Annotated in this window: 18 protein-coding genes; 1 reads left to right on the forward strand and 17 read right to left on the reverse strand. The window is 72.0% G+C overall.

Features of this window, described 5'->3' with window-relative positions; all coding sequences use genetic code 11:
* Positions 1 to 29 precede the first annotated feature (29 nt).
* Genes LK09_RS05010 through rpe form a run of 6 tightly spaced genes read right to left on the reverse strand, consistent with a single transcriptional unit; the run spans position 30 to position 3,589 of the window.
* On the reverse strand, positions 30 to 623 hold the full coding sequence (locus LK09_RS05010; protein ID WP_039396761.1) for a Trp biosynthesis-associated membrane protein: 594 nt from the start codon (positions 621 to 623) through the stop codon (positions 30 to 32).
* Positions 620 to 958 carry a phosphoribosyl-AMP cyclohydrolase gene (gene hisI, locus LK09_RS05015; RefSeq protein WP_407939155.1) on the reverse strand — a complete coding sequence of 113 codons (339 nt, stop codon included), beginning with the start codon at positions 956 to 958 and terminating at the stop codon, positions 620 to 622. The genes LK09_RS05010 and hisI overlap by 4 nt, the downstream gene beginning before the upstream one ends.
* A 41-nt stretch (positions 959 to 999) precedes the next feature.
* Entirely contained in the window at positions 1,000 to 1,764 is a 765-nt protein-coding gene (gene hisF, locus LK09_RS05020) for an imidazole glycerol phosphate synthase subunit HisF (RefSeq protein ID WP_039396766.1), read from the reverse strand.
* Positions 1,764 to 2,603: an ATP phosphoribosyltransferase gene (gene hisG / locus LK09_RS05025; protein WP_039396768.1), complete on the reverse strand. Its 840-nt coding sequence runs from the start codon at positions 2,601 to 2,603 to the stop codon at positions 1,764 to 1,766. Before hisG ends, hisF begins: the two co-directional genes overlap by 1 nt.
* 32 nt (positions 2,604 to 2,635) lie before the next feature.
* The gene (locus LK09_RS05030) at positions 2,636 to 2,899 is read right to left on the reverse strand and encodes a phosphoribosyl-ATP diphosphatase (RefSeq protein WP_039396770.1); all 264 of its coding nucleotides are present in this window, start codon (positions 2,897 to 2,899) and stop codon (positions 2,636 to 2,638) included.
* Positions 2,900 to 2,920: 21 nt separating this feature from the next.
* Positions 2,921 to 3,589 carry a ribulose-phosphate 3-epimerase gene (gene rpe, locus LK09_RS05035; protein ID WP_039396773.1) on the reverse strand — a complete coding sequence of 223 codons (669 nt, stop codon included), beginning with the start codon at positions 3,587 to 3,589 and terminating at the stop codon, positions 2,921 to 2,923.
* Positions 3,590 to 3,690: 101 nt separating this feature from the next.
* On the opposite strand from rpe, the gene LK09_RS05040 reads away from it, so the two are divergent.
* Positions 3,691 to 4,881, forward strand: a complete 1,191-nt coding sequence (locus LK09_RS05040; RefSeq protein ID WP_039396775.1) for a hypothetical protein — start codon at positions 3,691 to 3,693, stop codon at positions 4,879 to 4,881.
* Between the two features lie 15 nt (positions 4,882 to 4,896).
* On the opposite strand, the gene LK09_RS05045 is transcribed toward LK09_RS05040, so the two are convergent.
* The 11 genes from LK09_RS05045 to LK09_RS05095 all read right to left on the reverse strand — a co-directional run bounded on the left by LK09_RS05045 (position 4,897) and on the right by LK09_RS05095 (position 18,890).
* Positions 4,897 to 6,270: an RsmB/NOP family class I SAM-dependent RNA methyltransferase gene (locus tag LK09_RS05045; protein ID WP_039396778.1), complete on the reverse strand. Its 1,374-nt coding sequence runs from the start codon at positions 6,268 to 6,270 to the stop codon at positions 4,897 to 4,899.
* Positions 6,267 to 7,190, reverse strand: a complete 924-nt coding sequence (gene fmt / locus LK09_RS05050; protein ID WP_039396780.1) for a methionyl-tRNA formyltransferase — start codon at positions 7,188 to 7,190, stop codon at positions 6,267 to 6,269. The genes LK09_RS05045 and fmt overlap by 4 nt, the downstream gene beginning before the upstream one ends.
* A 37-nt stretch (positions 7,191 to 7,227) precedes the next feature.
* Complete coding sequence (locus LK09_RS05055) at positions 7,228 to 9,225, reverse strand: primosomal protein N' family DNA-binding protein (protein WP_039398069.1); 1,998 nt, start codon at positions 9,223 to 9,225, stop codon at positions 7,228 to 7,230.
* A gap of 43 nt (positions 9,226 to 9,268) precedes the next feature.
* The gene (gene metK / locus LK09_RS05060) at positions 9,269 to 10,462 is read right to left on the reverse strand and encodes a methionine adenosyltransferase (protein WP_039396783.1); all 1,194 of its coding nucleotides are present in this window, start codon (positions 10,460 to 10,462) and stop codon (positions 9,269 to 9,271) included.
* Between the two features lie 102 nt (positions 10,463 to 10,564).
* The gene (gene rpoZ, locus LK09_RS05065; RefSeq protein ID WP_039396786.1) at positions 10,565 to 10,819 is read right to left on the reverse strand and encodes a DNA-directed RNA polymerase subunit omega; all 255 of its coding nucleotides are present in this window, start codon (positions 10,817 to 10,819) and stop codon (positions 10,565 to 10,567) included.
* 112 nt (positions 10,820 to 10,931) lie between these two features.
* A complete protein-coding gene (gene gmk / locus LK09_RS05070; RefSeq protein WP_039396788.1) occupies positions 10,932 to 11,828 on the reverse strand; it encodes a guanylate kinase in 897 nt (298 codons plus the stop codon).
* Entirely contained in the window at positions 11,797 to 12,654 is an 858-nt protein-coding gene (gene pyrF, locus LK09_RS05075) for an orotidine-5'-phosphate decarboxylase (protein ID WP_039396790.1), read from the reverse strand. The genes gmk and pyrF overlap by 32 nt, the downstream gene beginning before the upstream one ends.
* Complete coding sequence (gene carB / locus LK09_RS05080) at positions 12,651 to 15,938, reverse strand: carbamoyl-phosphate synthase large subunit (RefSeq protein ID WP_039396792.1); 3,288 nt, start codon at positions 15,936 to 15,938, stop codon at positions 12,651 to 12,653. The genes pyrF and carB overlap by 4 nt, the downstream gene beginning before the upstream one ends.
* Positions 15,938 to 17,086, reverse strand: a complete 1,149-nt coding sequence (carA, locus tag LK09_RS05085) for a glutamine-hydrolyzing carbamoyl-phosphate synthase small subunit (protein ID WP_039398071.1) — start codon at positions 17,084 to 17,086, stop codon at positions 15,938 to 15,940. Before carA ends, carB begins: the two co-directional genes overlap by 1 nt.
* A 2-nt stretch (positions 17,087 to 17,088) precedes the next feature.
* On the reverse strand, positions 17,089 to 17,601 hold the full coding sequence (locus LK09_RS05090) for a PH-like domain-containing protein (protein ID WP_039396795.1): 513 nt from the start codon (positions 17,599 to 17,601) through the stop codon (positions 17,089 to 17,091).
* Positions 17,598 to 18,890, reverse strand: a complete 1,293-nt coding sequence (locus tag LK09_RS05095; protein ID WP_039396798.1) for a dihydroorotase — start codon at positions 18,888 to 18,890, stop codon at positions 17,598 to 17,600. Before LK09_RS05095 ends, LK09_RS05090 begins: the two co-directional genes overlap by 4 nt.
* Positions 18,891 to 18,892: the final 2 nt, after the last annotated feature.

An 18,892-nucleotide genomic window follows, 5' to 3' on the forward strand; every position in this document is an offset into this window, starting at 1 on the left:
CTCCCCGGCGCGCGAATCGCGTCGCCGGTTCAGCGGCCGGAATCGGTGGGGTCGTCGCCGCGGGACAGGTCGTCCCACGAGTCGACCGCGTCGAGCGGTCCCGAGGACGGCCGTGGGGCGGCATCCGTCCGGTACCGGCGTCCGCCGGCGCGCCAGCGGCGAGCGGTCGCCAGCACGAACACGCCGACGAGCACGAGCAGGACCCAGAGCACCAGCGCGACGTACGGCCACGCCGACGCGTCGATGCGGGCGATGAGCGCCGCGACCGAGGCGTCGCCGGTGATCCCGGTCGACGTCGTGACGACGCGCGCGACCGCGCTCACCGGGTGGTCCACCGCGACCGGCCACGTGGCGATCAGCAGCAGCGCGCCGATCGCGACCTCGAGGGCGCCGAACACGATGCGCAGCACGGTTCCGGCGATCGACAGCGCGGCCCCGAGGGCGAGTGCGGCGAGGCTCAGCGGTGCGAGCACGGGGACGGCAGTGGACCCGGGAACCGCGAGGCTGTGGGCGGCGGCGCCGCTCAGCTGCACGGTGAACCAGGGCTGCGTCGACGCGATGACACCGAGTCCGCCGCAGACGAGGGTGAGGACGACCGCGAGGAGGCGAGCGCGCGCGATCATGCGGTCGCGTCCGTCACGGCCGGCTCCAGGTCCACAGTGTCGAAGCACGTGCGCGTGCCGGTGTGGCAGGCGGCGCCGATCTGCTCGACCTGCAGCAGGACGGTGTCGCCGTCGCAGTCCAGGCGCGCTCCGCGCACCAGCTGGATGTGCCCGGACGTGTCGCCCTTGCGCCAGTACTCCTGCCGGGAACGCGACCAGAACGTGACGCGGCCCTCGGTGAGCGTGCGCCGCAGCGCCTCGGCGTCCATCCAGCCGAGCATGAGCACCTCGCGAGTGTCCCACTGCTGCACGATCGCCGCGACGAGCCCCTGGTCGTTGAACGACACCTGGGCGATGCGCCCTTCGACGGACTCAGGGACCGGAGAAGAATCGGCGGTCACAGTCGCACCTCGATCCCATCCGCGCGAAGCGCCTGCTTCACGTCGTCGATCGTCATCTGGCCGGAGTGGAAGACCGATGCCGCGAGCACGGCGTCGGCGCCTGCGTGCACCGCGGGCGCGAAGTGCGAGACATCCCCCGCTCCCCCGGACGCGATCACCGGCACGCTGGAGATCTCGCGCATGAGACCGGTGAGCTCGATGTCGAACCCCGCCTTGGTGCCGTCGGCGTCGATGGAGTTGACCAGAAGCTCCCCCGCGCCGCGTTCGATGGCCTCACGGGCCCACTCCAGCGCATCCAGATCGGTCTCGGTGCGCCCGCCGTGCGTGGTGACGACGAAGCCGGAGTCGGTGCGCGGCGACCGCTTCACGTCGAGGGAGAGCACGAGCACCTGGGCCCCGAAGGCATCGGCGATCTCGTCGATCAGCGCCGGGCGCGCGATCGCGGCAGAGTTCACGCCGACCTTGTCCGCGCCGACCGACAGCAGCCGGGCGACGTCCTCGGTGCTGCGGATGCCGCCGCCGACGGTGAGCGGGATGAAGACCTGCTCCGCCGTCCGCCGCACGACGTCGTAGGTGGTCGCACGCTCCTCGACCGTCGCGGTGACATCGAGGAAGGTCAGCTCGTCCGCGCCCTGCGCGAAGTACAGCGCCGCCAGCTCGACGGGATCGCCCATGTCGCGCAGGTTCTCGAAGTTGACCCCCTTGACGACGCGACCGGCGGCCACATCGAGGCACGGGATGACACGGGTCACGAGAGACATCAGAGCCTCGCGTTGTGGATGGCCGTGACGAGGATCGCGCGCGCGCCGAGCTCGTACAGCGCATCCATCGCGTGATTGACCTCGCCCCGGGCGCACATCACCCGCACGGCGACCCACTCCGGGTCGCGCAGCGGGGAGATCGTGGGCGATTCGACGCCCGGCGCGATGGCCACGGCCTGCTCGACGAGATTCGCCGGCAGGTCGTAGTCGATCATGACGTACCGTCGCGCGACCATCACGCCACGCAGCCGACGGAGGAACGTGTCGACCCCGGGAGCCTCGTGGGGGCCCTGGATCAGCACCGCCTCGGATTCCAGCAGCACGGGCCCGAAGATCTCCAGGCCCGCCTGCCGCAGCGTGGTGCCCGTCGAGACGACGTCGGCCACGGCATCCGCGACGCCGAGCTGCACGGCCGACTCGACCGCGCCGTCCAGCGGCACGATGTCCACGCCGATGCCGTGCTCGTCGAGGTAGGCGTCCACCAGGCCGGGGTACGCGCTCGCGACCCGGAGCCCCTGCAGGTCGTTCAGCTCGCGGAAGCGCCCGGGAGGGCCGGCGAACCGGAACGTCGACCCGGCGAAGCCGAGCGCCTCGATCTCGCGGGCACGGCCGCGGACGTCCAGCAGGAGGTCGCGGCCGGTGATCCCGACATCCAGCGCACCGGATCCGACGTAGGTGGCGATGTCACGGGGACGAAGGTAGAAGAACTCGACGTCGTTCGCGAGATCGGAGACGTAGAGGTCTTTCGCGTCGCGACGGCCGGTGTATCCGGCCTCGGACAGCATCTGGGCGGCGGTCTCGGCGAGCGAGCCCTTGTTCGGCACGGCAATGCGCAGCATGACGAAGTCTTTCGGTCAGAGTGGGGATGCGTTCACAGGTGGCGGTACACGTCGGCGAGGGTCAGGCCCTTCGCATGCATGAGCACCTGCAGATGGTAGAGCAGCTGCGAGATCTCCTCGGCCGCGGCATCCGTCGACTCGTATTCGGCGGCCATCCACACCTCGGCCGCCTCTTCGACGATCTTCTTGCCGATCGCATGGACGCCCGCGTCGAACTCTGCAACAGTGCCGGATCCCTCCGGTCGCTCTGCGATCTTCACCGCGAGCTCGGCGAACAACTCGTCGAACGTCTTCACCTGTCCAGGGTACCGGCTCCGTCAGTGACGGTGCGCCGCGGCCGCGTCACGCAGCGACGCGATGGCGGCGTCCGGGTCCCCGGCGCCGAAGACCGCCGACCCGGCGACGAACGTGTCGGCACCCGCGTCGGCGGCCTGCTCGATCGTGCCGGGCGCGATCCCGCCGTCGACCTGAAGCCAGACCGAGGACCCGCGCCGCTTCGCCTCATCCGCCAGCCGGCGCAGCTTCGGCATCATCTCGGGCATGAACGACTGCCCCCCGAAACCCGGCTCGACCGTCATCACCAGAACCTGGTCGAAGTCGTCGAGCAGATCGAACAGGCTCTCGACGGGCGTCGCGGGCTTGACTGCGACGCCGGCGCGCGCGCCGATGTCGCGTAGACGCCGGGCGAGTGCGACCGGCTCCGCGGCCGCCTCGAGGTGGAAGGTCACCGACGCGGCTCCGAGTTCGGCGTAGCCGGGAGCCCACCGGTCCGGGTCCGCGATCATCAGGTGCACGTCCAGCGGGATCGGACTCGTCTCCTGGATGCGCCCCACCATCTGCGGGCCGAACGTGAGGTTGGGCACGAAATGGTTGTCCATGACGTCCACGTGCACGAAGTCCGCACCCGCGATCCGCGCGAGTTCGGACTGCATGTTCACGAAGTCGGCGGCGAGAATGCTCGGATTGATGCGGATGTCGTCGGCCACAGCACCATTATGTCGGTGCCGCTGGGCTCTCCCCCAGCGCACAGGTGCACGCGGGTAGGGTCGGATCAGGCATCCAGCATCGACCGGGAGGCACGAGCACGATGGACCACGAGACCGGCGCAGCCGACCAGAACCCCGAGAACGAACCGAATCCGACCGAGAATCCGGCGCCCGAAGGCGTGCCCGCCGCGACGACACCCGAGACCGCGGCCGGAGCCGAAGAGCTCATCGCGGGAGCCGAGGAGCCCCCCGCGGGAGCCGATGCGAAGCCGCGGCGTCGTCTCAGCCGGGGCGCGCTGATCGCGATCATCGTGGCCGCGGTGATCGTCGTCGCCGCCGTGATCGTCGGGATCGTGGTCTGGTCCGGCTCCGCCCGAGCGCAGGCCGCACGCGAGGATGCCGCCGCCTCGGTCTCCAAGTACCTGAAGGCGGTGGCCGCCGCCGACGCGGGCGGTGCGCTCGCGCAGCTGTCGGACGCGAGCACCCTGGATCGGACCCTGCTCACCGACGCGGTGCTGAAGTCCTCGAACACCGCGGCCCCGCTCACCGCCATCGCCGTCGTCACCCCGACCGGCGACGCCGGCAGCGCCGATGCGATGAACGTCTCCGCCACCTACAAGCTCGGGGCGACACCGGTCTCCGCGCAGTTCGCCGTCCACAAGAGCAAGGCCGGGAGCTGGCTGATCACCGACGGCACCGGTCGGGTGACGGCATCCATCACCGGCTTCACCGGCATGAAGCTGCAGGTCAACGGCGTGGGGCTCGCCGGAAGCTCCGAACTCGACGCCTTCCCCGGCACCTACGTCCTCACCACGACGACCCCCGGGTTCGCCGTGACCGGTCAGGACACGGTGACCGTCAAGGATGCCGCCACCTCCGTGAGCCTCGCCTCGGCGAAGCCGCAGCTGACCGCCGCGGGCCTGCAGAGCTACCGCTTCGCGATCGACAAGGACGTCAAGGGCTGCATCTCCTCGAAGAAGCTCAAGACCGGTTGCGGTCTGACGCTTCCGTCCAAGCTGTCCGACGGGACCACCCTCGTCGACGGCACGGTGCAGCGGTCGCTGCCGGCCGGGACGAAGGCGACGCTTGCCGCCGTGAAGCCGAACGCGGCCGCCAGCGACGGCGTCAAGCTCGCCACCGACGCCATCGGGCCGGTCAACGTGACGGTGCGCTGCGTCAAGGGGGGCGCGAAGGGCACGTGCCAGATCGCGAACGGCAGCGCCACCTACCTGCGCGGCCCCGCGGTCGACATGTCCACGCAGCCGCCGGCGGTCACCTGGCCCACGCAGTGACCCGCGCGCTGCGGATCAGCGGACCCGCTGCAGCAGCGAGATGAACATCGCGTCGGTCCCGTGCCGATGCGGCCACAGCTGAGCGTGCCCCGCACCGCTCGTCGGGACCGGGAGGTCGAGCGGCTCGCGGACGACGGCCTGCAGCACGCCGCGGGCGTCCAGCTCCTGCACGGCTCCCCCGGCGGCGTCGATCGCGTCGGCGACCACGGCCGCCGTCTCCGACAGGTGCGGCGAACAGGTGACGTAGGCGACGATGCCGCCGGGCTTGACCGCACTCAGCGCGTCGGCCAGCAGCTCGCGCTGCAGCGCGGACAGGTCGCGCACGTCGGATGCCTGCTTGCGCCAGCGCGCCTCCGGCCGGCGGCGCAGCGCACCGAGTCCGGTGCACGGCGCGTCGACGAGGATCCGGTCGTAGGCGGCCGGGGCGTTCGCCGCGCGCTCCCGTCCGTCCTCCTCGGACACCTCGACCTTCAGCGGCACCGCGGCGAGGGCCTGCCGGACCAGCCCCGCCCGGGCGGGAACCGGCTCGTTCGCCTCCAGGGACGCACCCCCGGCGAGGGCCTCCGCCGCCAGCAGCGCCGACTTGCCGCCCGGTCCTGCGCAAAGATCGAGCCACCGCTCGCCGGCGGCCACCGGCCGCGCACGGCTCAGCGCCAGGGCGGCGAGCTGGGATCCTTCGTCCTGCACCCGGAGGCGGCCGGCGGATCCCTCGGTGATGGGCTGCGGATCGCCGCCCGGGGCGCGGAACGCGATCGGCGAGTAGGGTGCCCGCTCTGCGTCGGCCGGGATGTCGGCCAGCCCCGGCAGCGCCACCATCGTGACGCGCGGTGAGACGTTGTCGGCGTCGAGGAGCGCGTCGAGCTCGTCGACGCGTCCCTCCGCGGCAAGGGCCCGGCGAAACGCGCGCAGCACCCACACCGGGTGGGCGGACCGCAGGCCGAGGCGCTCGTCGTCCGAACGGGCGAGTTCGGTGACGCGCACCATCCACTCCGCGAACGACGCCTGCGAGATCCTCCGCAGGACGGCGTTCGCGAAGCCGACCGGCCCGCGCCCGCGGGTCGCCGACGCGACCAGTTCCACCGTCTCGTTGACGGCGGCGTGGGCGGCGACGCGGGTGGCGAGCAGCTGGTGCGCACCAAGGCGCAGCGCGTCCAGCACCGCGGGATCGATGCGGGCCGGTTCCCGGTCGGCGGCGACGGCGATGATGGCGTCGTACGTGCCCATGCGGCGCAGGGTTCCGTAGGTGAGCTCGGTGGCGAGGCCGGCATCCGGCCCGCTGAGGCCCGCCCGGGCGATCGACTTCGGCAGGAGCAGGTTCGCGTAGGCGTCCGAGCCGGTCACCGCCCGGATCGTGTCGTAGGCCACCCGACGGGCCGGAGCGACGCTCATGCGCCGGCCACCGCTTCGTCCAGGCGCGCGCCCCGCCACCAGTCGGCGGCCGCCATGGCGCCCTTGCCTGCGGGCTGGACGCGCGTCACCAGCACCGGGGCCGTGGCGGACCCGATGAGGATGCCGCCGCGGACCTGAGCGATCCGGCCCGGCGGCAGCGACTCCGCGCCCTCCGGTGCGGCCTCGGCGGCGAGGATCTTCAGGCGCTGACCGGCGACGCTCGTGTGCGCGCCGGGTTCCGGCGTCACGCCGCTGAACCGGTCGAGGATCCGGGCCGCCGGCAGCGACCAGTCCAGCGCGCCGTCGTCGATCGTGAGCTTGGGCGCGTAGCTCGGCTCCCCCACCTGGGGGCGCGCGCTCGCCGTGCCCGCGGCGATCGCGTCCACCACGTCGGCCAGCAGCTCGGCGCCCGTCTCGGCCAGTGCTGCGAGCACGTCGGCCGCGGTGGATGCCTCCGGCACCGCGTACTCGCGCTCGGCGAAGACGTCTCCGGCATCCAGCTCGGGCACCAACTGGAACACGCTCGCCCCCGTCACGCGGTCGCCCGCGATGAGCGCGTGCTGGACGGGCGCGGCGCCCCGCCACGCGGGCAGGAGCGAGAAGTGCAGATTGATCCACCCGTGCCGCGGCGCTGACAGCAGCGGCTCGCGCACCAGCCCGCCATAGGCGACGATCACCCCGAGGTCGGGTTCGAGCTCGGTGATCTGCGCAGTGGCGGCGGCATCGAGGCGCGCGGCGCGGATCACCGGCAGCCCGAGGTCGTCGGCGGCGGCCGCGACGGGCGACGGGGTGAGGACCCGCTTGCGCCCCAGTGGTGCGTCCGGGCGTGTCACGACCGCGGCGACGTCATGCGCGGACGCGGCCAGACGCCGCAGCGAGGCGACGGCGGGAACGGGGGTGCCGGCGAAGACCAGGCGCATCGAACTCCTCGGGTTGGGAAGGGGCGGCGGCGGATGCCTAGAGCTCCGGATCGGGGATGTCGAGCCGGACTCTGAGTGTATTGCCCGGGGCCCGGCTCGCTCCCCCGGCCGCCTTCGGCCGGCTGCGGGTGCGCAGCGCGGCGCGGATCACGGAGGCGCGCAGCGACTCGGCGACGAGGCGCCCGCGCGGGTAGTCGAATCGCACGAGGGCGCGGACGACGCCCGTGTCGTCCTGCTGTGCGACCGGTCCCAGCACGGCTTCGTCGGGCAGGTCGGGAACATCGCTGCGCAGCGCGATGAGCGCGGCGTCGACCTGGGCGAGCGGCCCTTCCAGCCGCGCGACCCGCGCGACCGGCGGCATGAGGAGCGGGGCGCGTTCGGCGAGCTCCCCTCGCGCGTATGCGGGCTGCGACCACGTCGCCAGCGCCCGGGCGACGGGACCGGCGACCGCCACCAGGTGCACCGGTGCGTCCGGTGCGGCAAGCGCGGCCGCATTGGACCACCAGCGCAGGCAGTGCTCGGGCGTGCGCAGATCGTCCGCCTGCAGCATGCGGTCGGCGTCGAGGAGGAGAACAGCCCGGTAGCCGCCGACGGCCACCGGTTCGGCGCCGCGGGTCGCGACGACCAGGGCGGGGCGCTCGTCGACCTGGTCGACCGGGTGCGCGCCGTCGGCCACGATGACGCGGGTGTTCGGGAAGGCCCGCCCGAGTTCGTCCGCGGTGCGTTCACTGCCCGACGAGCCCATCCGCACCCGGTCGCTGCGGCAGTGCGGGCAGCGCCAGTCCGCGGCGCTCAGCCCGCACCATCCGCAGACCGGGACCGCACCACGGCGATTCGCGCGCAGCGGACCGCCGCAGTGCGCGCAGCGCGCCGGTCGGCGGCATTCCGCGCAGACCAGGGACGGCGCATACCCGGGGCGGGCGACCTGCACCAGCACCGGGCCGTGGGCGAGCGCCTCACGTGCGGCGGCGTAGGCCACCGACGGAACGCGGCGGCCGGGCGCGTCGTCGGCCGTCGTCGCACTCAGCACGACGCGTGGACGGGCGGGACGGGCGGCACGGACCTCGGTGACCCAGCCGATGCCGACCAGCCGCTCCACGTCCGTCGACCGGGTGTGGCCCGCGAACAGCAGCGCGCACCCCTCGAGCTCCTGCCGGACGAGGGCGGCATCGCGCGCGTGCACCCCCGGGCTGAGGGGCTCGGCGAGCAGGGGATCCGAGTCGTCCCACAGCGCGACGAGACCGACGTCGTGCGCCGGCGCGTACACGGCCGAGCGGTTGCCGATCACGATGCACGGTCGCGGCGACAGCACCCGCAGGTAGGCGGCGTACCGTTCGGGACCCGATCTGCGGGCGTCGTCGCGCACGAGGAAGTCGCCGTCGACCCGGTCGGCGAGGGCGGCCTCCAGCTGCGCCTGATCCCGATGATCGGGGACGACCAGCACCGCGCTGCGGCCGGCAGCGAGCGTCTCGATCGCCGCCGACGCCAGGAGCACGGCCCACGCGCCCACGGTGCGCGGCGCCTCCCCCGGCGCGGCATCCACCGCAACGGTTCGCGGCGGAGCGGAGACCGCGACGCGCTCCCCCGCGGCCAGCTTCTCGCGCAGCGTGGGGAACGCATCGAGCACGCCGCGCGCCGCCTCGAGCGCGGGCGCGGGGACGGGGTCTGCATCCGTGTCGTCTTCGCGCGCGAGCCACGCCTTCTCGGCGCGCACCATCCGCTTCGGGATGACGAGGCGGAGGATGTCGCTCGCCGAGCCGGCCGCACGGTCCGCGACCCGGCGGACGAGAGTGTGGAGACTCGCCGGAAGGACCTCGACCGGCGAGACCACCTCGTCGAGCGGAGACAGCGGCCGGTCGGCGGCGTCCTCTTCCCCGACCTCGACGATGAACGCGTCGAGCATCCGGCCGGCGCTGCGCAGCGGAACCTTGACCCGGACGCCCGGCACCGCGGCCGCGGCGAGCTCGTCGGGGATCGCGTAGTCGAACAGCCGGTCCAGCTGCGGCAGCGGCGAGTCGACGACCACCCGCGCCACGCGGCGCGGACCCCCCTCGCCCACAGCGTCCGCGGGTTCCGTGTCAGAGCCCGGCGGCTGCACGCAGATCGTCGGCGCGGTCGGTGCGCTCCCACGTGAAGTCGGGGAGCTCGCGCCCGAAGTGGCCGTAGGCCGCGGTCTGCGCATAGATCGGGCGCAGCAGGTCGAGCTGTTCGATGATCGCCGCCGGGCGCAGATCGAAGACATCGCGGATCGCCTGCACGATGACCTCGTCGCTGACGCGGCCGGTGCCGAACGACTCGACGTAGAGCCCGACCGGCTTCGCCTTGCCGATCGCATACGCGACCTGCACCTCGAGGCGATCGGCGAGACCCGCGGCGACCGCGTTCTTCGCGACCCAGCGCATGGCGTAGGCCGCCGAACGGTCGACCTTCGACGGGTCCTTTCCGCTGAATGCGCCGCCGCCGTGGCGAGCGGCTCCGCCGTACGTGTCGATGATGATCTTGCGACCCGTCAGCCCGGCGTCGCCCTTCGGGCCGCCCGTCACGAACGGCCCCGCCGGGTTGATGTAGAACGTGACGTCCGGCAGCTCGAGCCCGGTGGCCTCGAGCACGGGGTCGATGACCTCGGCGCGGACCGCGGCCCGGAGCGCCTTCTGCGAGATGTCCGGGTGGTGCTGGGTGGACAGGACGACCGATTCGACCGTGCGCGGCGTGGCACCGTCGTAGCCCAGCGTCACCTGGGTCTTGCCGTCGGGGCGCAGGAACGGCAGCTCACCTGACCGGCGCGCCTCGGTGAGGCGCTCGGACATGCGGTGCGCCGTCCAGATGGCCATCGGCATGAGCTGCGGCGTCTCGGTGGTCGCGTAGCCGAACATGATGCCCTGGTCGCCCGCGCCCTGGAAGTCGTGCGGGTCCTCGGACCCGTCCTCCCGGCGCTCCATCGCCTTGTTGACGCCGAAGGCGATGTCCGAGGACTGGGCGCCGATCGAGACGCTCACACCGCACGAGTCGCCGTCGAATCCGGTCTCGCTCGACGTGTACCCGATGCGGTTCACCACGTCGCGCACGATGGCGGGGATCTCGACGTAGGCGCTGGTGGAGACCTCCCCGGCCACGTGCACGAGCCCGGTCGTCACGAGGGTCTCGACGGCGACGCGGCCGCGCGGGTCGGCCGCGAGGATCGCGTCGAGCACGCTGTCGGAGATCTGATCGCAGATCTTGTCGGGGTGGCCCTCGGTGACGGACTCGGAGGTGAACAGGCGCAGATCGGACATCGTGGCTCCTCGGCTCGGTCGCGGTACTCAGCAAGTATGACGAAGGCGGCCGACATCGCGACCGCCCTCGTTCACAGGGTGAAACAGGTCACCCGGTGAGGATCACTCCGAGTGACGCAGCCGCAGCTTGTCCTCGTGGATCTCGTGCATCGCGATCGTGAGCGGCTTGTCCTCGATGGTCGAGTCGACGAGCGGCCCGACGTTGTCGAAGAGGTTGCCCTCGTGCAGGTCGGAGTAGTAGTCGTTGATCTGACGCGCCCGCTTGGATGCGTAGATGACGAGCTGGTACTTCGAGTCGACCTTCTCGAGCAGGCTGTCGATCGGCGGGTCGATGATGCCTTCGTTGGTGCCGGCCATGGGGGAACCTCCTGGATGTCCGTGCTGATGATGATCGGTGAGCGCGCCGGAGCGCGCAAAGCATCCGCCTAGTCTACGGGATGCCGGTGTGAGATCGCCCGGGGCGGGTCTCTCAGTGCGCGAGCGCGGCGACCTCGGCCGCAGCGGAGGCGACGTCTTCGTTCACGACGCGGAAGTCGAACTCGTTCTGTGCGGCCAGCTCGACGCGTGCGGTCTTCAGCCGGCGGGCGCGCTCCTCGTCTCCCTCGGTGCCGCGACCGACCAGCCGGTGCACGAGCTCGTCCCAGCTGGGCGGCAGCAGGAAGACCAGCGCCGCCGACGGCTCGGCCGCGCGCACCTGACGGGCTCCCTGCAGGTCGATCTCCAGCAGCACGGTGCGCCCCTCGGCGAGGGCCGCGTCGACGGGGCCGCGCGGCGTGCCGTAGCGGTACTTGTTGTGCACGGTCGCGTGCTCGAGGAGCTCACCCGCGTCGATCAGCCGGTCGAACTCGGCGTCGTCGACGAAGAAGTAGTGCTCCCCCTCGACCTCGCCGGGACGCGGAGCGCGGGTGGTCGCCGACACGGAGAGCATGATGTCGGGGTGCTCGGCCCGGATCTGGGCCGCGACGGTGCCCTTGCCGACGGCGGTCGGACCGGCCAGCACGAGCAGGCGGCTGCGGCCGGGGCGCGCCACGGGCTCCGGGAAGCGGTCGTCGAGCCAAGCGCCCAGCGCCGCGCGCTGGCGGACGCCGAGCCCGCCGAGACGCTTGACGGCTGCGATCTGCAGTTCGGCGAGCAGGCGGTCGCGCTTGCTCTCGCCGATGGCCGGCAGCGCGGTGAGGAAATCGGGCACGCGCAGTGTGCCCGCAGGCCCGGCGGGGTCCGCCGCTGCTCGGCGCATGACCTCCTGCGGCGAGACGACTCGTGCGGACAGGTCCCGCTTCAGGCTCGCGCGTGCGCGACGTGCGGCGACGGCGCGCTGGGATGCGGCGACGCGGTCAACCTCGGGTGGCGTCTGGTGTTCGGCCATGGCTCCTCGTGTAAAGCTCGGCGCGCGCGGTGATGACCTCGGCGATCCGATCCGGACCGGCGGACAGGATGCTGCGGCTCTCGCTCGCGATGACGAACGAGGACAGGTCACCGAAGATGCGCTCGAGGTCCTCGGGTCGGGCCCCTTGCGCACCGAATCCGGGCGCGAGAATCGGCGCGGTCGCGTCGAATCCCTGCATCAAGCCTAGATCGTCGCGGCGGACTGTCGCGCCCACGACGAGCCCCAGATCTCCCCAGAGATGCGGTTCGCGCGTGTCGAGCGCCGCGATCCGGTCGGCGACGAACCGGGCGGTCGTCCCGGCGCCCACCGTGCCGGCCTGCAGGGCCGTCGCCTCCGGGTTGCTCGTGGCGCACAGGACGAACAGGCCCTTGCCGTGCGCCTTCGCGAACGCGGCGGTCTCGGCCAGCGAATCGGGACCGAGATAGGGGCTCACGGTGAGCGCGTCGGCCTCGAGGTCCGAGCCGGGCTCGAGCCAGGCGCGCGCGTAACCCGCCATGGTCGATCCGATGTCTCCGCGCTTGGCGTCCGCGATCACCAGGAGCCCGGTATCCCGGGCCGCCCGGGTCACCGCCTCCAGCGCGGCGAACCCGGCGGAGCCGTACTGCTCGAAGAACGCCACCTGCGGCTTCACGATGCCGACCCGGCCGGCGGCGGCCGCCACCGTCCGCAGCCCGAGCTCCCGCGCGCCGGCGGCCGAGGCCGGCAGGCCCCAGTCCGCCAGCAGCGCGGCGTGCGGGTCGATGCCGACGCAGAGCGGGCCCTGCGCCGCGAAGACGGCGCGGACGCGCTCTCCGAACCCGGTCATGCGCGGGCGGCCCGATCGAGCGCGAACTCCTGCAGACTGCGGACGTCGAACCCGTCGCCGGCGGCATCCATCGCACTGACGGCGGCGCCGAGCGTCGCGATGGTCGTGAACAGCGCCTTGTCGGCGGCGACCGCCGCCGCGCGGATCTCGTAGCCGTCGGCGCGCGCCGACATGCCGCTCGGGGTGTTCACGATGATGTCGATCGAACCCGCGTTGATGAGGTCGACGATGTTCTGTTCTCCCGAGACCTGGGTCTCGCTGTACTTCGGGACCACCGACACGTCGATGCCGTTGCGCGAGAGGATCTCGGCGGTCCCCTCGGTGGCCACGAGGCCGAAGCCGAGCTGCTGCAGGCGGTGCGCCGGCAGGATCACCGCGCGCTTGTCCGAGTCCGCGACCGAGATGAAGACCGTTCCCGACAGCGGCATGCCGCCGTAGGCGGCGGCCTGGCTCTTGGCGAAGGCGGTCGGGAAGTCGCGGTCGATGCCCATGACCTCGCCCGTCGAGCGCATCTCGGGACCGAGGACGGAGTCCACGGTGGCGCCCTCGGCGGTGCGGAACCGCTTGAACGGCAGCACGGCCTCCTTGACGGCCACCGGCGCGTCGATCGGCACCCGCGACCCGTCGACCTCGGGGAGGAGGCCCTCCGCCTTCAGCTCGGCGATCGTCGCGCCCGCCATGATGCGCGACGCGGCCTTGGCCAGCGGGATGCCGAGCGCCTTCGAGACGAACGGAACGGTGCGGCTGGCGCGCGGATTCGCCTCGATGACGTAGAGCACGCCCGCGCTGACGGCGAACTGCACGTTCAGAAGACCCCGCACCCCGACTCCCTCGGCGATCCCGCGCGTCGCCTCCCGGACGCGGTCGATCTCGGTGCGGCCGAGCGACACCGGCGGCAGCGTGCAGCTGGAGTCGCCGGAGTGGATGCCCGCCTCCTCGAGGTGCTCCATGACCCCGCCGATGTAGAGCTCGTCGCCGTCGAACAGCGCGTCGACGTCGATCTCGATGGCGTCGTCGAGGAACCGGTCCACGAGGAGCGGCATCCCCTCCCCGATGATCGCCTGGTCGGCGACGCGCACGAAGTAGTCGCGCAGCGACGGGGTGTCGTAGACGATCTCCATGCCGCGACCGCCCAGGACGAAGCTCGGGCGCACGAGCACCGGGTAGCCGATGTCCTCGGCCACCGCGACGGCGCCCTCGACGTCGATCGCGGTGCCGTGGCGCGGGGCGACCAGGCCGGCCGCGTCCAGGATGCCCGAGAACAGGCCACGCTCCTCGGCGAGGTCGATCGCCTCGGGGCTCGTGCCCAGGATGGTGTAGCCGGCGTCCTGGATGCCCTTCGCGAGGCCGAGCGGGGTCTGGCCGCCGAGCTGGCAGACGACGCCGAGGATGGTGCCGGACTGCGCCTCGGCGTGCAGCACCTCGAGCACGTCCTCGAGCGTCAGCGGCTCGAAGTAGAGGCGGTCGGAGGTGTCGTAGTCGGTCGACACGGTCTCGGGGTTGCAGTTGACCATGACGGTCTCGTAGCCGGCCGCCGCGAGCGCGAACGAGGCGTGCACGCACGAGTAGTCGAACTCGACGCCCTGTCCGATGCGGTTCGGCCCCGATCCGATGATGACGACCTTGGTGCGCTCGGAGGGCGCGACCTCGGTCTCGGCGTCGTAGCTCGAGTAGTGGTACGGCGTGAGGGCGGGGAACTCCCCCGCACAGGTGTCGACCGTCTTGTACACCGGACGCACGTCGAGCCCGTGGCGGATGCCGCGCACCTCGGCCTCGCCGAGGCCGCGCAGCTGCGCGATCTGCGCATCGGAGAGTCCGTGCTCCTTGGCGACGCGCAGGGTCGCGGCATCCAGCTCGGGTGCCTGGCGGACGAACTCCGCGACCTCGTTGATCAGCACGATCTGGTCGAGGAACCACGGGTCGATCTTGGTGGCCTCGAAGGCCTGCTCCACCGTCGCTCCGAGACGCAGCGCCTGCTGGACGAAGACGATGCGGCCGTCGGTGGGAACCTCGGCGATCCGCAGCAGCTCGTCGACCGACCGCGTCTGGGGACCCCAGTGGAAGCTCGAGCCGCGCTTCTCGAGCGAGCGCAGCGCCTTGTTCAGCGCGGTGGTGAAGTTGCGCCCGATCGCCATCGCCTCGCCCACCGACTTCATGGTGGTGGTGAGGGTCGTGTCGGCCGCGGGGAACTTCTCGAAGTTGAAGCGAGGCACCTTGACGACGACGTAGTCCAGCGTCGGCTCGAAGCTCGCCGGCGTCGCCTGCGTGATGTCATTGGGCACCTCGTCGAGCCGGTAGCCGATCGCGAGCTTCGCGGCGAGCTTCGCGATCGGGAAGCCGGTGGCCTTCGACGCCAGCGCCGACGACCGGGAGACGCGCGGGTTCATCTCGATGACGATGATCCGGCCGTTCTCGGGGTTCACCGCGAACTGGATGTTGCAGCCGCCGGTGTCCACGCCCACGGCGCGGATGATGTCGATGCCGATGTCGCGCAGCTTCTGGTACTCGCGGTCGGTGAGGGTCAGCGCGGGCGCCACGGTGATCGAGTCGCCGGTGTGCACGCCCACCGGGTCGACGTTCTCGATCGAGCAGACGACCACCGTGTTGTCTGCGGTGTCGCGCATGAGCTCGAGCTCGTACTCCTTCCACCCGAGGATCGACTCCTCCAGGAGCACCTCGTTCGTGGGCGAGTCGTGCAGGCCGGCGCCCGCGATGCGGCGCAGATCGGCCTCGTCGTACGCGAACCCGGAGCCGAGGCCGCCCATCGTGAACGACGGCCGCACGACGAGCGGATAGCCCAGCTCTTCGGCGGCGGCCAGGCATTCGTCCATCGTGTGGGCGATGCGGGATGCCGCGACCTCGGCGCCCGCCTCGATGACGAGCTCCTTGAAGATCTGGCGGTCCTCGCCCTTCTGGATGGCATCGACCTTCGCGCCGATGAGCTCCACGCCGTACTTGTCGAGGATCCCCTGCGCGTGCAGCGCCATGGCGGCGTTCAGCGCCGTCTGCCCGCCGAGGGTCGGCAGGATCGCGTCGGGCTTCTCCTTGGCGATGATGGTCTCGATGACCTCGGGCGTGATCGGCTCGATGTAGGTGGCGTCCGCGAAGTCCGGGTCGGTCATGATCGTCGCCGGGTTGGAGTTGACGAGGATGACGCGCACCCCCTCGTCGCGGAGCACGCGGCACGCCTGGGTGCCGGAGTAGTCGAACTCGCAGGCCTGGCCGATCACGATCGGGCCGGAGCCGATGACGAGGACGCTGTTGATGTCGGGGCGCTTGGGCATTAGTTCGCGTCCTTCTGCTGGTGATCGCGCACGAGGTCGGCGAATCGGTCGAAGAGGTAGTTGGCGTCGTGGGGTCCTGCCGCCGCCTCCGGGTGGTACTGCACGGAGAAGGCGGGGATGTCGAGGGCCCGCAGGCCCTCCACGACGTTGTCGTTGAGGCCGACGTGGCTGACCTCGACGCGGCCGTAGCCCGCCGGGCTCTGCGTCTCGCCGTCCAGGGGGGCGTCGACGGCGAAGCCGTGGTTGTGCGCGGTGATCTCGACGCGGCCGGTCGCCTTGTCGAGCACCGGCTGGTTGATGCCGCGGTGGCCGAACGGGAGCTTGTAGGTGTCGAAGCCGAGCGCGCGGCCGAGGAGCTGGTTGCCGAAGCAGATCCCGAAGAACGGGAGGCCCTCGTCGAGCACGCTGCGAAGCAGGGCGACGTGGTCGCCGGAGGCGGCCGGGTCGCCGGGCCCGTTCGAATAGAAGACGGCCACCGGGTCGACGGCGCGGATGTCGTCGAACGTCGCGTTCTGCGGCAGCACGTGCACGTCGAATCCCCGGGCGGCGAGATTGTCGATGGTGGCCTGCTTGACGCCGAGGTCGAGCACGGCCAGGTTGCCGAGGCGCTCGACGGTGGCCGCCGTGACCTGCACCTCGGCGACCGACACCTCCGCGGACAGGTTGAGCCCCGCCATCTGCCGGCCCTCGCGGACGACCCGCAGCTGCTCGTCCGGGTCCAGGGCGGCATCCGCACCCGAGAACACTCCGCCGCGCATGCTGCCGGCGGAGCGGATGTGCCGGGTCACGGCGCGGGTGTCGATGCCGCTGATGCCGACGATGCCGTCGCGGGTGAGCGCGGCGTCGAGGGACTCGTCCGCACGCCAGTTCGAGACGACGCGGGAGGGGTCGCGGACGATGTACCCGGCCACCCAGATGCGACGCGATTCGGGGTCTTCGGCGTTCATGCCGGTGTTGCCGATGTGCGGGGCGGTCTGCAGCACGATCTGCCCGGCGTACGACGGGTCGGTGAGGGTCTCCTGGTATCCGGTCATGCCGGTGGCGAAGACGACTTCGCCCAGGGTGGTGCCGCGGGCGCCGTAGGCGCGCCCGAGGTGCCGGGTGCCGTCCTCCAGGACGAGCACGGCGGGGTCGGTGGTGAAGCTCATGGTCATGCGTCGCTTCCGTCGGAGGTGGATGCTGTGGGTGAGATGGCGCGGACGGCGTCGGCGACCTGGCGGGCCGAGGCGTCCTGGGCGCGCAGATAGGTGTCGACGACGACGTCCTGCGGCGTCGTCCAGACGATGCGCACCAGGCCGTCCTTCTCGACGACGCGGTCGATCGCGACGGTGGCCTGGTCGACGGCGAGGATGCGCTGCGGGGTGAACACGACCCGTTCGAGGCCGGGGAGATCCAGTGCCGCACCCGCATCCGTCACGGTCAGGTCCATCGTGGAGCGGAACGCGAGCCCGCCGATGGCGAGGCGCTCCAGCGGCTCGTCGTGCGCCGTGGTGGCGACGTAGAAGCCGGAGAACCGTGCCGTGACGGCGGCGCCCTCGGGCAGCTCCGCGAACGGAGCGGTGAGCTCGGCATCGCGCTGGGTGCGACGCCGCCAGCCGCGCCACATGAGGAAGAAGATCAGTGCGACGACGAGCACGATCCCGACGACGGCGACCCACCTCATGCGGTGACCTCGCCGGCGTCGACGGTCAGGCGACCGCCGTGGACGGTGTAGCGGACGCTTCCGGGCAGTTCGCGTCCGAGGTAGGGCGAGTTGCGGCTGCGTCCGCGCAGGTCGGATGCAGCGAACACGCCGTTCGCGTCCGCGTCGTAGAAGGTCAGCTCGGCGGGCTCCCCCACCGCGATCGGGCGGCCGTGGCCCTCGAGGCGGCCGATCGCCGCCGGAGTCCGCGACATCACGCGTGCGACGTCCGCCCAGTCCAGCAGGCCCGTCTGCACCATCGCCTGATGCACCACCCGGAGTGCCGACTCGAGGCCCACCATGCCGTTCGCCGCCGCCGGCCACTCGCAGGTCTTCGCCTCCGTCGGGTGCGGCGCGTGATCGGTGGCGACGATGTCGATGGTGCCGTCGGCGAGTCCCTCGCGCACGGCCTGGACGTCCTCATCGCGTCGGAGCGGCGGGTTGACCTTGTAGCGCGCGTCGTAGCCGCGCACCAGCTCGTCCGTCAGCAGGAGGTGGTGCGGCGTCACCTCGGCGGTGACGTTCACGCCGCGCCGCTTGGCCCAGCGGATGATGTCGACCGAGCCCGCGGTGGACAGGTGGCACACGTGCAGGCGCGAGCCGACGTGTTCGGCCAGCAGCACGTCGCGCGCGATGATCGACTCCTCCGCGACGGCGGGCCAGCCGGCCAGGCCGAGCTCGGCCGAGACCCGGCCCTCGTTCATCTGCGCGCCCTCGGTCAGTCGCGGGTCCTGCGCGTGCTGGGCGACGACGCCGTCGAACGCCTTCACGTACTCGAGCGCGCGGCGCATGATGAGCGGGTCCCAGACGCAGAAGCCGTCGTCGCTGAACACGCGGACGCGGGCGCGGGAGGTCGCCATCGCACCGAGCTCGGCGAGCCGTTCGCCCTTCTGTCCGATCGTGACGGCGCCGATCGGCTGCACCGTGACGAGGCCCGCGGCCTCGCCGAGGGCCAGCTCCTGCTCGACGACGCCCGCCGTGTCGGCGACCGGTGACGTGTTCGGCATCGCGAACACGGCCGTGTAGCCGCCGGCGGCCGCCGCCCGGGAGCCGGTCAGGACGGTCTCCGACGCTTCGTAGCCGGGCTCGCGGAGGTGGGTGTGCAGGTCGACGAGACCGGGCAGCGCGATGTGTCCCTGCACGTCGATCGGCCGGGCGGCGCCCGCGTCGAGGCCGCTGCCAATCTCGGTGATCCGGCCGCCCTCGACGCGGATGTCGGCGGCGTCGCCGCCCTCGATGCGGGCTCCGCGGAACAGCAGGTTCTCGGTCATCG

It is taken from the genome of Microbacterium mangrovi, from assembly GCF_000802305.1.
GTDB lineage: Bacteria > Actinomycetota > Actinomycetes > Actinomycetales > Microbacteriaceae > Microbacterium > Microbacterium mangrovi.